This window comes from Streptomyces litmocidini (assembly GCF_014649755.1).
In the GTDB taxonomy this organism is placed as follows: domain Bacteria; phylum Actinomycetota; class Actinomycetes; order Streptomycetales; family Streptomycetaceae; genus Streptomyces; species Streptomyces litmocidini.
Genome location: NZ_BMTQ01000015.1, coordinates 73,838 through 88,267, shown reverse-complemented (window position 1 = coordinate 88,267; position 14,430 = coordinate 73,838). Strand labels below are relative to the sequence as shown.

General features: G+C 70.7%; 12 protein-coding genes. 6 read left to right on the top strand and 6 right to left on the bottom strand.

Translation table 11 applies throughout. The features are described from left to right. Positions 1-154 precede the first annotated feature (154 nt). Positions 155-781 carry a TetR/AcrR family transcriptional regulator gene (locus IE180_RS27550; RefSeq protein WP_229860957.1) on the bottom strand — a complete coding sequence of 209 codons (627 nt, stop codon included), beginning with the start codon at positions 779-781 and terminating at the stop codon, positions 155-157. Between the two features lie 100 nt (positions 782-881). On the opposite strand from IE180_RS27550, the gene IE180_RS27545 reads away from it, so the two are divergent. The 3 genes from IE180_RS27545 to IE180_RS27535 all read left to right on the top strand — a co-directional run bounded on the left by IE180_RS27545 (position 882) and on the right by IE180_RS27535 (position 3,609). Then, the gene (locus IE180_RS27545) at positions 882-1,325 is read left to right on the top strand and encodes a nuclear transport factor 2 family protein (RefSeq protein WP_229860956.1); all 444 of its coding nucleotides are present in this window, start codon (positions 882-884) and stop codon (positions 1,323-1,325) included. 291 nt (positions 1,326-1,616) lie between these two features. Further along, positions 1,617-2,855, top strand: a complete 1,239-nt coding sequence (locus tag IE180_RS27540; RefSeq protein ID WP_190159658.1) for a hypothetical protein — start codon at positions 1,617-1,619, stop codon at positions 2,853-2,855. Beyond that, entirely contained in the window at positions 2,839-3,609 is a 771-nt protein-coding gene (locus tag IE180_RS27535) for an alpha-ketoglutarate-dependent dioxygenase AlkB (protein WP_190159657.1), read from the top strand. Before IE180_RS27540 ends, IE180_RS27535 begins: the two co-directional genes overlap by 17 nt. A gap of 391 nt (positions 3,610-4,000) precedes the next feature. Here the strand turns inward: IE180_RS27535 and IE180_RS27530 are convergent, their stop codons facing one another. Next, complete coding sequence (locus IE180_RS27530; RefSeq protein ID WP_190159656.1) at positions 4,001-4,729, bottom strand: TetR/AcrR family transcriptional regulator; 729 nt, start codon at positions 4,727-4,729, stop codon at positions 4,001-4,003. A gap of 164 nt (positions 4,730-4,893) precedes the next feature. On the opposite strand from IE180_RS27530, the gene IE180_RS27525 reads away from it, so the two are divergent. Continuing rightward, a complete protein-coding gene (locus IE180_RS27525; RefSeq protein ID WP_190159655.1) occupies positions 4,894-5,859 on the top strand; it encodes a carbon-nitrogen hydrolase family protein in 966 nt (321 codons plus the stop codon). Further along, entirely contained in the window at positions 5,856-7,238 is a 1,383-nt protein-coding gene (locus tag IE180_RS27520; protein ID WP_229860954.1) for an APC family permease, read from the top strand. Before IE180_RS27525 ends, IE180_RS27520 begins: the two co-directional genes overlap by 4 nt. A 138-nt stretch (positions 7,239-7,376) precedes the next feature. Here IE180_RS27520 and IE180_RS27515 read toward each other — a convergent pair whose 3' ends face one another. From IE180_RS27515 to IE180_RS27500, 4 genes are all read right to left on the bottom strand, one after another. Continuing rightward, positions 7,377-8,081: a pyridoxamine 5'-phosphate oxidase family protein gene (locus IE180_RS27515; RefSeq protein WP_190159758.1), complete on the bottom strand. Its 705-nt coding sequence runs from the start codon at positions 8,079-8,081 to the stop codon at positions 7,377-7,379. An 89-nt stretch (positions 8,082-8,170) separates the two neighbouring features. Further along, positions 8,171-9,265 carry a globin domain-containing protein gene (locus IE180_RS27510; protein ID WP_373302831.1) on the bottom strand — a complete coding sequence of 365 codons (1,095 nt, stop codon included), beginning with the start codon at positions 9,263-9,265 and terminating at the stop codon, positions 8,171-8,173. A 994-nt stretch (positions 9,266-10,259) separates the two neighbouring features. Then, the gene (locus IE180_RS27505; RefSeq protein ID WP_190159653.1) at positions 10,260-10,622 is read right to left on the bottom strand and encodes a hypothetical protein; all 363 of its coding nucleotides are present in this window, start codon (positions 10,620-10,622) and stop codon (positions 10,260-10,262) included. Between the two features lie 95 nt (positions 10,623-10,717). Further along, positions 10,718-12,793 (bottom strand): M4 family metallopeptidase, encoded by a 2,076-nt coding sequence (locus tag IE180_RS27500; RefSeq protein WP_190159652.1) that lies wholly within the window; start codon positions 12,791-12,793, stop codon positions 10,718-10,720. Positions 12,794-13,074: 281 nt separating this feature from the next. Between IE180_RS27500 and IE180_RS27495 the strand changes: the two genes are divergently transcribed. Continuing rightward, entirely contained in the window at positions 13,075-14,076 is a 1,002-nt protein-coding gene (locus IE180_RS27495; RefSeq protein ID WP_190159651.1) for a hypothetical protein, read from the top strand. The last annotated feature ends 354 nt before the right edge of the window (positions 14,077-14,430 follow it).

Here is a 14,430-nt window from a genome sequence, read left to right as displayed (position 1 = left end):
TCCCTGGCCTCGGCCGGCACCCCGCCGCCGCGAAGGCCAGGCCCAGGGCACGTGCGGCAGCAGCACCGCCCCGTACCTTCTTGGGCGCTCCGTCCGGGAAAGGCTTGTTTTCGCTTGCGGAACGCTGACGACCACGGATCGGACACCCCCTTCGTCAGGAGTGCGGACGTCCTCGCCCTCCCCGGCTCCCGGGGTGCGCCCGCATCCCGTCGCGGACCACCGCCCGGGCGCGCTTCGCGGACTCCGGGTGGCCGTCCAGGTGCTCCAGCATGCGGCAGGTGCCCACCAGGATCGCCGTCAGCTCCGGCACCTCCAGGTCCCGTCGCACCACGCCGGCCCGTTGGGCGCCGTCGAGGAGGGCGACGAGCACCTCGCGCAGGGCGCGCCCGGCCTCGGAGGTGGCGGCCCGGACGTCGACTCCCGCGTCCGCGAGCGCTGCGGCGAAGGCGTTCTTGACGGGAGACTGGTCCAGTACCAGGTCGAAGAAGGCGAAGAAGGCGTGCGCCGGCCCGGACTCGGTCATGAGGCGCCGCCCCTCCTCGGCCAGTCGTTGCAATCGTCGGACGAGCACCGCTTCCCACAAGGCCTCCTTCGTGGGGAAGTGCCGGAACACGGTGGCGATGCCGACCTTCGCCTCCCGGGCGATCTCCTCCGTGGACGCGCCGGTGCCCCGCTCGGTGAAGACCGCCTCGGCGACCTCCAACAGCCGTGCGCGGTTCCGCCGGGCATCGGCACGGAGGGGCTTCGTGCCGGTGTCCGGGGGAGTCTGATCTGTCGTCACGTGAGCCTCGCCATGTCTGGACAAACGGAGTGGCCTATCCGTATCGTCAGAAACGGAGTCGCCTATCCGATTGTAGGCGGCGGGATCACGGAGGTCAGCGATGTCCGCACCAGCTACGCCCCGCGAGATCTTCGGGAAGTTGACGGGCCTCATCTCGGCGGGCAGGTGGAGCGAGCTTCCCGGGCTCTACGCGGAGGACGCCGAGGTGGAGATCGTCTTCTCGCCGGTTCCTCCTCGCCGCGTCCACGGCCGGGCGGAGCTCCGCAAGCGCTTCGAGGCTCTGGAGGCCTCCGACGCGATTCGCCTACGGGCCGAGAACATCCGCGTCCACGAGACCGCCGACCCCGAGGTGGTGATCGCCGAGTTCGACTACGAGGGCCTGTACCCCGCCACCGGCCGCACCTTCCGCACCGCCAACATCCAAGTGCTGCGCGTCCGGGAGGGCCTGATCATCGAAACCCGCGACTACCACGACCACCTCGCCTTCGCCGCGGCGGACGGACGCGCGAGCGAGCTGCTCGCCGCACTGGACCGGCGAGGGTGACGGGGGGTATCGAGGCCTGCAGGAGCACGGTTCGGCCGATGGGCACCGGATGGGTGCTGTCGGAGCACGAACCCCACCGTCTGGAGCGGCGCTGCTCGCCGTGCCGGTGAACGGGTGCGACACCGTACGGCGGAGCCCGTTGCCCGCTGCCGAGCCGCGTGAGAGGATCAAGGTTCAACGGTCCGTCCCCTTTCGTCTGCGCTGCGCAGCGCAGACGAAAGAGCGCGGGCCTTTGCCATGTCCACGGTTTCGACGGAACCCCCAGGATCGGCGAACGGCAGGTACCGTTTGATGTGTGCAGCGGAGCGGGTAGAGGCGTGCGTCGAGGACGCGAACAACACTTTGGTCGCGCCGTCGCCGTTGCATGACGACGAAGGGATCAGGAACTTCTTCGGGACCGTCATCACGCCGGAGGACCTCGCCTCCGATCCGCCCGACCTCGCACGGAAGACCGTCTACCTGTGCGGCGACCTATCGCGCGTCGAGGGCCACCGACTGCGTACGGCTGCCCGGGTGTTCGTCGTCCGGGAGCTGTCACACGGTCACCACGAGGACGTCGACAGCTCGTGGATCCCCGTCGGCCTCGGCCGGGTCCCCCTCCGCGTGCACGGCGCCGGTGTGTACTACCGCCGATTTTTCGAAATCGACGCCGATCACTTCGGGCGGATCCGTGCGGAGCACGAGTTCCAATCCCTGACGGAGTCCACCAAGCCCGGAACGGCCCGTCGCAGCGGAATCTATCTGACACCTGTCACGAGAAACGGCGACGAACTGCATTTCCGCCTGCTCCGGTGCTCCACGAACCTTTCTGGGCCGACCGAGAGCTTTCGCCCGACCGACGTGCACATCGTCGAGGATCTGAACCGCGAGGCGGACACCGTCTTCCGGGGCCACGCGCCGCTGAATCACGTCCTTGCTCAGATCTACCACAACACCCTTGCCACGGCCGAGCGCAAGCAGTCGAAAGCCAAGATCTCGGCCCATGCCGACAAGACCAAAGACATGCCGTCCAACGGCATCATGGCCTTCTGCACCTTCTACGACCGGCTCGACGGGCTGCGGCCCCTGGCCGAGGACGCCTTCGACCGCGGAGTGAAGGGCGTCAGCGGGTTGACCGAACTCCACTTCCGCCTCAAGGACACGACCGGAGAACGCGACGGGGCCACCTTCCCCCCTCGGTTCAGCCTGACCCTCTATCCCGGATCCGTGTTCTTCATGCCGCTGTCCACCAACCGTCTGTACACGCATGAAATCCGGCCCTCGACTCTGGGAGCGGAAGTTCTCCCGACCCGCCTGGGATATGTGGTGCGGTGTTCGAGCGCCGAAGCCGTTCACAAGAACGGCCACACGTTCCTGAAGGTCGCCGACGAAGCCGGAGACCCGGTGAAGTTGGAGCCGCCCACGCCGACGGGTCTGGACGAGTTGCGCAGGCTGTACGCCGAGGAGAACAGCACCTCCTCCTTCATCGACTACGGAAACGAATTTCCCTTCAGCATGAACGCGGGAGACTACATTGCACCCCGGGTCTAGAATCCCGGACGGGATCCTCACGTGCGTTTTGCCGACCGGGGAGAACCCCTTCGAGGAGCTGTCCGCATCGGCTCGTTGGGAAGACGTGGGAAAGGGCCGGCTGGGCGCCACGCTCACCGAGATCGACGAAGAGGGCGGTGTCCCGCTCGTACGCACCACCACTCGATACGACAGTCCGGCGCAGCGCTTCCGGGCGGTGCATGAGCGACTGGCGCGACAGGTCCAAGAACATGCGCAGATTCCGGTCGCTTTCAACAACGCTTTGATCGAGATCTACACGAACGCCTACACCACCATGGGCATCCATTCCGACCAGGCTCTCGATCTGGCCGACGAGTCGTTCATCGCCGTCTACTCCTGCTATGAACACCCCGAAGTGAGCCCGACGAGGAAACTGATCTTCGAATCGAAGGATCCTGATGGCGGGAAGTTCGAGATCCCTCTCGCCCACCACGGTGTCGTCGCGTTCTCCGTCGAATCGAATCGGCGGTTCAGGCACAAAATCGTACGGGACGCCCTTGCTCGGTCGGCGGACACTCGATGGTTGGGCGTGACGTTTCGAACGTCAAAGACTTCCGTCCGGTTCCGTGACGGACGTGCGCACCTCCCGCAGGGCGCGCTCCTCGTGCCGGCGGACGAGGAGCAGAAGCGAGAGTTCTACCGACTGCGGCGCCGCGAGAACAACGAGACGGACTTCGTCTACCCCCTCCTCACGTACACCGTCAGCGACAGTGATCTGGTGCCGCCCGTGTGACGGGGAAAGGCTTTGAACAGTCCGCGTCGACGCACCCCGCGGCCCGTCACCCCCGGTCCCGGCCGGGCCGGGGACGCCACCCGTGCCGCTCTCGCCCCCGACGGCATCCGGACGGGGCGGAGACGCCTCAGCGCCCGACGTCGAACCCGGACGACGAGGCCCGCCCCCCTCGGGGCGGAGGCCCGTCGTCGAGGACGGGCCCGGCGAGCTGTGCGGTGGAGTGCCGATCGCCGGCCTGTCCGCCGGGCCGGTCGACCCGCGGTCCGAGGAGCGGCACGAGGCCGGTGCCGCGCGGCATCTGGCGGGGGAGGCCCGACCGCACCAGAAGCGGGACGCCGCGGGCCTGCCGGGAATGATCGGCCAGGGCCGGTCTCCGCCTCCGCGCGGCCGGTCAGGAAGAGGCGTTCCGGTGTTCCGCCCCGGCCCGCTCGGTGGCGGCGAGGATCGCCTCCACCGCCGTGTCGTAGATCGCCTTCTGGGTCACCCGGGTCAGTTCGTCGATGTGGCTCCGGGTGACGGGGTGGGCGGCCTCGGGCAGCCGGGCGTAGATCCGGGTCCAGATCGTGTCGTCCTTCTCCCGGACGTCGGGGTCGAGCGAGTTGAGCGCGGCGCTGTGCGCGCACAGGCCGAGGGCGGTGTCCACGTACGTCCGGTAGTGGAGGACGGCCTGGTCCGGGGCCAGCCCCGAGCGGGCGAAGGCCGAGAGGATCAGTTCCACCATGCGCTGTTCCGCCGGTCCGCCGGTGGTGCGCGCGAAGGTGAGGACCGTGATGGCCGGATGGCGGGTCTGCACCTGCCAGGTGCCCTCGGCGATCCGGCGCAGGGTGTCCTGCCAGGGTTCGCCCTCCGTCACCTCGCCCATCTCGTCCAGAATCATGGCGATCGTCCGCTCGGCCATGGCGAGCAGCAGCTCGTCCTTGTCGCGGAACAGCCGGTAGAGCCCGGCGGCGTCGACGTCGAGTTCCTGGCCGAGGCGTCGCATCGAGAGGCCGGCGACGCCTTCCCGCTCGGCCAGGAAGAAGGCGGCGTCGACCGCCGCCTCCCGGCGCACGTCCCTGCGTTCCCGGCGGCCGGACCGTGCGGCCGTGCTCTCCGTGCTCGCCACCGTCTTCTTCGCCATGGGGCCCCCTCGATGCGGATCGTCCGGGCGACCCTACCAAGGAAGCCCCAAGAAATGACAACACCGTTGACAACGGTGTTGCGTATCGGGTTCCCTCTGTCGCACCACGCCGCTCCCCGGCCCCCACCGTGGCGCACCCCCTTCCCCCTCCTGTCAGGAGCCCCATGAGCCGGCACCTCCGCCTCGCCCTCGTACAAGCGCCAGCCGAGTCCTTCGATCAGTTCGCCGACGGCCTGCGACGGCGCATGAAGTCGCCCGACAGGGCGGAGCTCGTCGTCTACCCCGAGCTGCACCTCTGCTCCCGGGGAGCCGAGACGATGACCCTGGAGGAGTACTACGACACGTACGCCGAGCCCCTCGACGGCCCGCGCGGCGCGGCGCTCGGCGCACTCGCCCGCGAACTCGGCGTCTGGCTGATCCCCGGGACCGTGCTGGAACGCGCCGAGGACGGAAAGGTCCACAACACCGCCGTCGTCTACGGCCCGGACGGCGAACTCGCCGCCCACTACCGGAAGATCTTCACCTGGCGCCCCTACGAGCCCATGTGCGTCGGCCGCGAGTTCGTCGTCTTCGACCTGCCCGGAACCGCCCGGATAGGCCTGTCCATCTGCTACGACGCCTGGTACCCCGAGGTCACCCGCCACCTCGCCTGGATGGGCGCCGAACTCGTCGTCAACCTCGTGCAGACCTCCACCTCCGGCCGCGCCCAGGAGATCCCGGTCAACACGGCGAACGCCATCGTGAACCAGGTCTGGGTCGCCAGCGTCAACGGCGCCTCTCCCACCGCGCAGGGCCGCAGCCTGCTCGTCGACCCCGAGGGGCACGTCCAGGTGGCCGCCGTCGGCACGGAGGACACCACTCTGCTCGCCGTCGTCGACCTCGACCGGGTCGCCGCGGCACGGAAGCACGGCACGGGCGGCGACTCCTGGCCGTGGGACCACTTCGCGCCCGACGACACCCCTCTGGAACTGCCCCTGTACGGCGGCCGCATCGACCCCGCCACCTGGCGCCCCGCGGTCTCCCCCTGGACACCGGCCGCCCTGCGCCCCGCGGACTCCCCGGCGACACCGGCCTCCCCGTCGACACCGGCCGCCCCGCGCCCGGCCGTCGGAGAGGAGACCGCCCGGTGAGCGGCACCCCGGAAACACGCACCGCCCCCGCCGGTACGACGGCCGGCACGCCGACACGGCTCAGCGGGAACCTCTCCCTCGCCTCCGTGGTGGCCTTCGGGCTCGCCTACATGGCCCCCGGCCTGGTGATGGTGATCTTCGGAGTGATCTCCGCCGCCAGCGCGGGCACCGCGCCCACCGCGTTCCTCGTGGCCACCTCGGCGATGTTCCTGACGGCGCTCAGCTACGCACGGATGGCCGGGCAGTTCCCCGACGCCGGCAGCGCGTACTCGTACACCCGGCGACTGCTCGGCGCCCCGGCCGGCTTCCTGATCGGCTGGGCCGTCCTCCTCGACTACCTCTTCCTGCCGATGGTCGCCTGGCTCGTCCAGTCGCTCTACCTCAACGCACAGTTCCCGGCCGTTCCGGTCTGGGTCTGGATGCTGCTCAACGCGGGCCTCACGACCCTCGTCAACATCATCGGACTCGCCCTCACCGACCGTGTCAACAAGGTGCTCACAGGCCTCGCCGTCTTCCTGGTGCTGCTCTTCGTCGCCTACTGCCTGGTCCATCTCGCCGGGCACCCGCCCCTCTCGTACACCGCGCCGCTGTGGAACGCGGACAGCGGGCTCGCCGGCATCTCGGCGGCGGCCGCGATCGCCGCGTACTCCTACCTCGGGTTCGACGCCGTGACCACGCTCTCCGAGGAGGCGAAGGATCCGCGCCGGACCATCCCACGCGCCGTGGTCCTGGTCATCGCGATCGGCGGCCTGCTCTTCGCCGCGGTGGCGTACGTGATGCAGCTGGTCCACCCCGGGGGCGTCTTCGACGACCCGCAGATCGTGTCGTACACGATGTCGATCGAGGTCGGAGGTCAGACCTTCGCCGACTGGACCAACATGGCCGCGATCGTCGGCGGCTTCGCCTCGGGACTCGCCGTCCAGCTCAGCTCCAGTCGGCTGCTGTTCATCATGGGCCGCGACGGAGTGCTGCCGAAGCGTGTCTTCGGAGTGCTGAACCCCCGCACCGGCACCCCCGTCCTGTGCCTGGCCCTCACCGGTGCCGTCGGCCTGATCGGCCTGGACCTCTCCCTGGAGACGGCGACGTCGTTCATCAACTTCGGTGCCTTCCTCGGCTTCACCGCCGTCAACGCCTGCGTCGTCGTGCACTGGGCCCGCACCCGCTCCGCCGACCCCGACGCCCACCGCCCCGGACGGCTGCTGGGTCACGTCGTCGTGCCCGTGCTCGGCGCCTGTGTGACCGTGTACCTGATGGCGATGCTCAGCCCGGTCGCCCTCACCATCGGCTGCTGCTGGCTCGCCGCCGGCTTCGGCTACCTGCTGCTGCTCACCCGCGGCTTCCGCCGCCCGACCCCCTCGCTCACCACGGATCCCGCCTGAGCCCCCGCCCGCCACGGACCCGGTCGGAGCCTCCGCCCACCACGGGCCCCGCCCGAGTCCCGGCTCGCCACGGTCCGGCCCGAGATTCCGTCGGTACGGATCGTCGGCGCGGCGGGAGGGCCCCGCCGCGCCGACGGCTCAGGCGGACGTACCGCGACTGAACCAGCCGCTGAACGCATCGGCCTCCGAGGAGCGGTCCGCGGCCCTCGACACCACCCGCTCCGCCTCCGCCCGCCAACTCGACGCGCACGCACGGGGCGGCGGCAGGAACACGCCGCGCTCCGGCGCTTCGGCGGCCGCCCCGAAGAAGTCACCGCCCTTGCGCCTGGCGTCGTCCGTCCCCCAAGAGCGGCCCGGGCGGCCCTGCCGGGGGATCTTCTCGAGGTGCGGGATGTGCTTGGCGCAGTGGATGTACGCCTCATGGACGGTGATCTCCACCCAGACCAGGGCGCGCCGGCCCGGCACCGGGTCGACCGCGAGCCCGGAGTGGGCGCCGCGCATCTCCTCGTCGGTCACCACCCTGGCCCGGCCGTTGACGTGGAGCCCGACGCGGTCGCGGAAGAAGTCGACCGCGAGGAGGCCGACATGAGGGTTCTCCTCGATGTTGCCCAGGCTGGCGTGGACGCCGTTGCCGCGGTACTCGGGGTAGGCGAGCGTCTCGTCGTCCAGGACGTGCAGGAAGCCGGGCGGCCCGGCGCGGAAGGTGTTGTCGCAGTTGCCGTGCCGGTCGGCGGTGGCCAGGAAGAACATCTCCTGCCGTGCCACGAACTCCCGCATCCGCGGGTTGAGCCGGTCGAGGACCTGCTCGGCGTAGAACCGGTCGGCGCGCTCGGCCGTGCCCATGCGCTGCTGGACCAGGTGCTCGCCGTCGCTGCCGGGGCGGGTGGTGCGCAACGGTGTCGCCTGTCGCTGCTCCGTCTGTTCGAAAGTGCTCACGTCGCTGCCCCGACCAGTTCCTCGATGGAGTCGTGCCGTATGCGGTGGGTGGAGACGCCGATGCCCAGGAGGGTGTCGACGCCGCGGCGGATCATGCCGGGCGGGCCGGACAGGTAGACGTCGTAGGTGTGCCAGGGGCCGTACTCGCGTACGGCGCCGGGGAGCCCGCCGGACAGCAGGCCGACGGGGCTGTCGTCCACGACCGGGCGGACCGAGAGCCAGGAGTGCGACTGCTGCAGCCGGAGCATGGTCTCGATGTCGTACAGGTCGTCGCTGCGACGGGCGCCGTAGAACACGTCGACCGACCGGTGCCGCCCGTGCTGTGCCACGTCCTCCACCAGGGCCTTGATGGGTGCGATGCCGGTGCCGCCGCCGAGACAGAGCAGCCCGTTGTCGGTGCTGTGGTCGACGGTCATGGAGCCGGTGGGGGCGCCGAGGCGGATGACGTCCCCGGGCCTGGCCCGGTGGACCAGGGCGTTGGACACCCAGCCCGCCGGTACGGCCTTGACGTGGAAGGAGAGCACTCCGTCGGAACGGGGCGCGGAGGCGAAGGAGTAGTGCCGCCAGACACGCGGCCACCAGGGCGTCTCCAGGGCGGTGTACTGCCCGGCGAGGAAGGGGTACGGCTGGTCGGGCCGGACGGTGACGACGGCGATGTCCGGCGTGCGCATCTCGTGGCCGACCACCTCCGCCTGCCACCAGGCCGGCGCCCGCAGCTCGTCCGCGGTGGCCGCGTCGATCATGATCTGGGAGATCGTGGTGTACGCGCTCACCCACGCGGCTTCGGTCCGCGGCCCCCAGCTCGACGGGGCGTGCCGGGAGAGCGCGCAGATCAAGGCCTCGCCGACGGCCGGATAGTGCTCGGGAAGGGTGCCGTACTTCCGGTGCCCACGGCCGAGACGGTCCAGGTAGGCGGTCAGGGCGGCGGTGTCGTCCGCATGGGTCGCGGCGGTGAGCAGCGCCTTGAAGAGACGGTCGCGCTGGACGTCCATCGCCGCGGGGAAGAGTGCCCGCAGGTCGGGGTGCCGGAGGAAGAGCTGCGCGTAGAAGTACGAGGTGACCTTGTCGGCGATCGGCTCGATCTCGGCCATCGTGCGGCGCAGCAGGGCCGTGTCGGACGAGTCCCGCGACGCGGCGCGGCCGGGAACCGGTCCCGCGGCCGGTCGCCCCTCTGAGGGGCGTACGGGCCCGGAGCTCGGGCGCCCCGGGCCGGAGGACGACTGCCGGCCGTCCTGCTGGAGGGGGGAGGGGTCCGACTCGTGTCCGTACGGGTGCGCGGAGGCGGGGCCCGGTTCCCGGACGTACGGGCGCACGGCCTCCGGGGCGGGCCGACGGGCGTCCGGGCGCGGGGGTCTCGGAGCTGCCGGAGACGCCGCGGGGGACCGTCCGAACCAGCCCGCGCCGCCGCCTCCCTCCCCGGTTCGGTCGCCGCCGGCCGCCGGGGTGGTCGGAACTTCCATCGGTCTGCCTCGCCTCGAACGTCTTCGGTCGAACTTCCGGTCTGGGGCTGGTACTCGTACAGCCGGACGAGTGAACGGGCCCGACCATACCTGCCGTGCCGAATCCCCGCCGATGGCCGTGACGACCGCCCGCACGCCGCGTTTCCGCAGGTCGTAAGGGGTTACCGTCGAGTTCGACCGGTCTGGCGAACCGTTCGGCACCGCCTGTTTCGGAGATTCGCCGACGGAAGACTCACCGAGTGAACAGAATTCCTCCACACCCCCTGAAAGGCCTTCACATCACGGGACGCGTCGCCTCCCGGGCCGTCACCACCCGCGCCGACGGACCGGCACGACCGAACTCGGACGCGGCACTGCGTCTCCTGGGATCATGGCCGCACGGATCTCCTCCTCGCACCACCTGCCGGCGTGGCCCGCTCCGCATCGGCGCCCCGCCACGACGCCGACGCCGCGCTGGAGTCGCTCCGCGACCTTTCCGCGATCTCTGAATCGGACCGGCCGGACACCGGCTGAAGCCGAGGAACGACTCCGGCGGGACTCCTGGACCCGTCACCCCCGCCACGGCACGCGGCGACACCGTCGGCAACCGGCGCCCAGCCGGATTTTGACGGCCCGTCACGGCGGGTCACCGACGGGGGCTCCCACCCGGCCAGGCCCACGGCGAACCGACGGGGCCCGCGCAGCGTCCAGGAAGCCAGGCCGGTCCACAGCGGCCACCACAGGGGGCGGCACGGGGGAGGGGCATGTACCGGTACGAGGTGCCCAGGGCCCACAGGCTGAGGGCGGTGTGGACGATGAGCGCGGTGGCGAGGAAGAGACCGGTGACGCGCACGGTGGTGGGGCAGACCGCCGGCAGCGCCGCGAGCCGCCGGTCGTGGCGCCGGGCGGCGAGCCAGGCCGGGAGGCCGAAGGCGAGGAAGAGGGACTCGCGGTAGCCGACGGCGAGGAGGACGGCGCACGGCGAGACCGGCGAAGGCCGGGGGAACACCGGCCCGTGCGGCAGGCCCGCCGGGAACGCGGCAGGCCCGGCCGGTTCTCACCGACCGGGCCTGCCGGACGCACCCGCGGAGCCTGTGGGGAGGCTCAGCCGGTGGTGACCGCGGTGTCGTCGATCAGGAAGCCGGTGGCCAGGGACGAGTCCTCGGTGCCGGTGAACTTGATCGTGACCGTCTTGCCCTTGAAGGCCGACAGGTCGAGGGTCCGCTGGGTGTAACCGCCCGGCGTGGCGTTGGAGTACGTCGCCAGAGTGGTGGTGCTGGTGCCGGAGACGACCTGGGCCTTCAGCGTGTCGTACGCCGTGGTCCCCGACTCCTTCGTGTCGATCGCCAGGAAGAAGCTGAGCTTGGGCGCGGCGGCGGTGGCCGGGATGGTCACCGACTGGGACAGGTTGTCGGTGTGCGCGCTGCCGTAACCGTCCAGCCAGGCGTAGTACGAGCCGGAGTGCGGAGCGGCGCCGGTGTCATTGGTGATCACGCCGGAGCTGGAGGTCCAGCTGACCGCGCCGGACTCGAAGCCCGGGTTGGAGAGCAGGTTGGAGCCGGTCGGCGGCGTGGTGCCGCCGCCGCAGGTGGTGGAGGTCGGGACGACGGCCACGCCGCTCCACGCCTTCTCCACCGCCGCGCACTGGCTGCTGCTCGCGCCGTACAGGTCGATCGCGGCCTTGATGCTCGCGGTACGGGCCTCGGGGTAGGTGGTGCCCGAGGTCATGTACGTGGTGAGCGCGCGGTACCAGATCTTGCCCGCGGCGGCGTTGCCGATGCCGGTGACCGTGCCGCCGTCACAGGTCGGGCTGTTGCCCCACTGGGAGGAGCCGGAGCCGACCGCCAGCAGGTAGAAGAAGTGGTTGCCCACCCCGGAGGAGTAGTGCGGGTCGAGGTTCTTGGTGCTGGTGGTCCAGCAGCTCTGCGAGACGCCGTCCTTCTTCGGGTCGTCCATGTACCGCAGCGGCGTGGAGCTGATCTTCTCGCCGATGAGGTAGTCGGGGGCGTCCGCGGGGCTGTTGGCGTTGAACTCGACCAGGGTGCCGAAGATGTCGCTGGTCGCCTCGTTCAGGCCGCCCGCGTCCCCGAAGTAGTTCAGGTTGGCGGTGGCGGAGGTGACGCCGTGGCTCATCTCGTGGCCCGCGACGTCCAGCTCGGTGAACGGCTTGTCGCCGGGGGCGCCGTCGCCGTAGATCATGCTGAAGCTGGTGTCGTCCCAGCCGGCGTTGGCGTAGTTGTTGCCGTAGTGCACGAAGGAGCGGGCGCCGACGCCGTCGTTCTTGATGCCGCTGCGGCCGTGCACGTTCTTGTAGTAGTCCCAGGTCGCCTGGATGCCGAAGTGGGCGTCGGCCGCGACGGTGGCGCGATCGGTGAGCGTGCCGTTGCCCCATACGTTGTCGGTGTCGGTGAACGCCTTGCCCCAGCCGGCCGGCGGGCTGTCGTTGGTGGCGGTCAGGTTCTGCGCGTCCCGGGTCTCCCCGTTGCCGCGGGTGGGGTCCTTGAGCTGGTAGCCGCCGGAGATCGCGGTGGTGGTCAGCGGGACGTCGCCCACCTGGTAGCCGTGGCCGGTGCCGTCGACGGTGTGGAAGGCGTTCCACGTCTGGCCGACCCGGCCGGTCAGGGCGTCCACCAGCACGTTGAAGTGGCTCGGCGACTGGTCGGGGGCCGTGCCGTCGACGGTCACCTGCCACGCCAGCCGCGGGGTGCCGGAGAGCGCGTCCACCACCAGCTTGCTGGTCGTCCGGGAGCGCTTGCCCTGGAACTTCCTCTGCGCCAGGGCTTCCGCGCGCGCGGCGCCGACCTTGGGCGTCACCGGCAGGGAGAGGCTGTCCTTGAGGGTCAGCGTGCTCTCGCGGAACGCCCCGCTGGGCGCGGAGTGCACGATGACGTCACCGCCCAGCACGGGCAGACCGCGGTACTCACGCGTCATGTGCACATGCCGGGTGCCGTCCTTGTCGACCAGCACGGACGCGGACTCGAAGGTGTCGTCCGAGCTCGCCCGAACCGCCTGCGGATGGGCGGCGATCGAGTCGCGGGCGTCCTGGACGGCCTGGCTCTTGTCGGCACGGGGCGGGTGGGGCCGAGCGGTGGCGGCGGCGGTGGCGGGGGATCCCGCGCCGGTTATCAGCAGACCGCTGACGGCCAGCGAGATCGATGCGGTAAGAACAGTTCTCCTCATGGGCCGGGATCGTGGCCGCTGCCGGGAGCCCCGGTCAACGAGCGCCAACTCTGTTTAATTGCGGGCACTGTGAAGAAGCCGGTGACCGGCTCCTTCCTCGGCCACGGCTCCGCCGCACCCTGAGCTTTGGTCAAAACTGTTCACAGAGTGTCTAACGTCTCGTCGATATCCGGCCGGGCCGTGGCTAGCCTGTGGCCCCGTTCCAACCCCCCCACGAGAACGCCGTCACAGGCACGCCTTCGTTCCCGGGCGCGCCATGACGGGCAGGAGGCGAGAGACTGGTGGACACCGGTGGCACGACACGGTCCGGGCGGACCGCCCAGATCCCACCGCTGCTGGAGCCGAAGACCGTACAACCGCGAGAACGAGCGACGGATCTCCTCGACGTGCTCCGCACCGGCCCCTTCGAGGCGGCCCTGGACTCCGCCGTACGGGCCAGCGGGCTCAGCCTCGAGCGCATCCAGCACCGGCTCGCCGAGCGCGGCGTCGAGATCAGCGTCACCACGCTCAGCTACTGGCGGCGCGGCCGCAGCCGCCCCGAACGGCCGCAGTCCCGGCAGGCGGTCCGACTGCTGGAGGAGCTGTTGGGCATCCCCACCGACGGATTGGTCTCGCTGCTCGGCCCGCGCCGCCCCCGGGGCCGCTGGGTCAACCGGGACGCCGTCGTGCTGGAGACCGAGCACCTGTGGCGGGAGTTCGAGAGCCTCCCGGAGCTGCTGGCCGAGCTGGACAGCACGGACGACGGCCTGCTCCGCGTCGCGGCCCACGACAGCTACGAGCTCGACGCGCGGGGTGCCGGGACACGACTGACCACTCGCCTGGTGCTGAAGGCGACCCGGGATCGGGTGGACCGCTGTGTGGTGGTCCTCCGCGGCGAGGATCCGGACACGGCGTTGCCGGAGTTCACCGACGTGCGCAACGCCCGCCTCGGGAGGCTGCGCTCGGACCGCAGCGTGCCGTTGATGGTCATCGAACTGTTCCTGGACCGCACGCTGTCCGAGGGCGGGACCACGTTGATCGAGTACACCCTGCGGTTCCCCGAGAACGGACGCCGCGCCGAGGAGTGCGGGCGGGGGTTCCCCGCCCCCGCCCTCCTCTACACCCTGGAGGTCTCCTTCCATCCGGACGCCGTGCCGGTGCGCTGCCGGCGCTGTTTCAGTGCCGCGATCGCCGGGGAACCGGTGTCCGCTGAACCGGTGTGGATCAGTGCCGCCGGGCGGGCGCACGCGGTCTTCGAGAACCCCGGGCCCGGCTATCAGGCGCTCTCCTGGGAGTGGCACTGAACGGCGCGGCCACTCGATGCGACGGGTACGTCCCCTGACCGCGTACGGCGGTCCCACGGGGGCGATCGCCGTGGGTGGAGAAGGCCCACGGGGAACGCGTCCCGGAGGACGAACCGGCCACCGCCCGCGCCTGCCGGAACAGCGGGTCTCCGTCCACCGGCTCGGAGCCGACTCGGGTGCCCCGACGGCGGAGGACCGCCGGAGCGGCGCGCGTCCCGATGGCAGGGCCGGCAGCGCCTGATCGGCCTCCTGCCGCTGCCCACCTGGAGTGCGCACACCTGGAGTGCGCACACCTGGAGTGCGCACACCTGGAGTGCGCACACCTGGAGTGCGCACACCTGCGGCGGTTCCCCG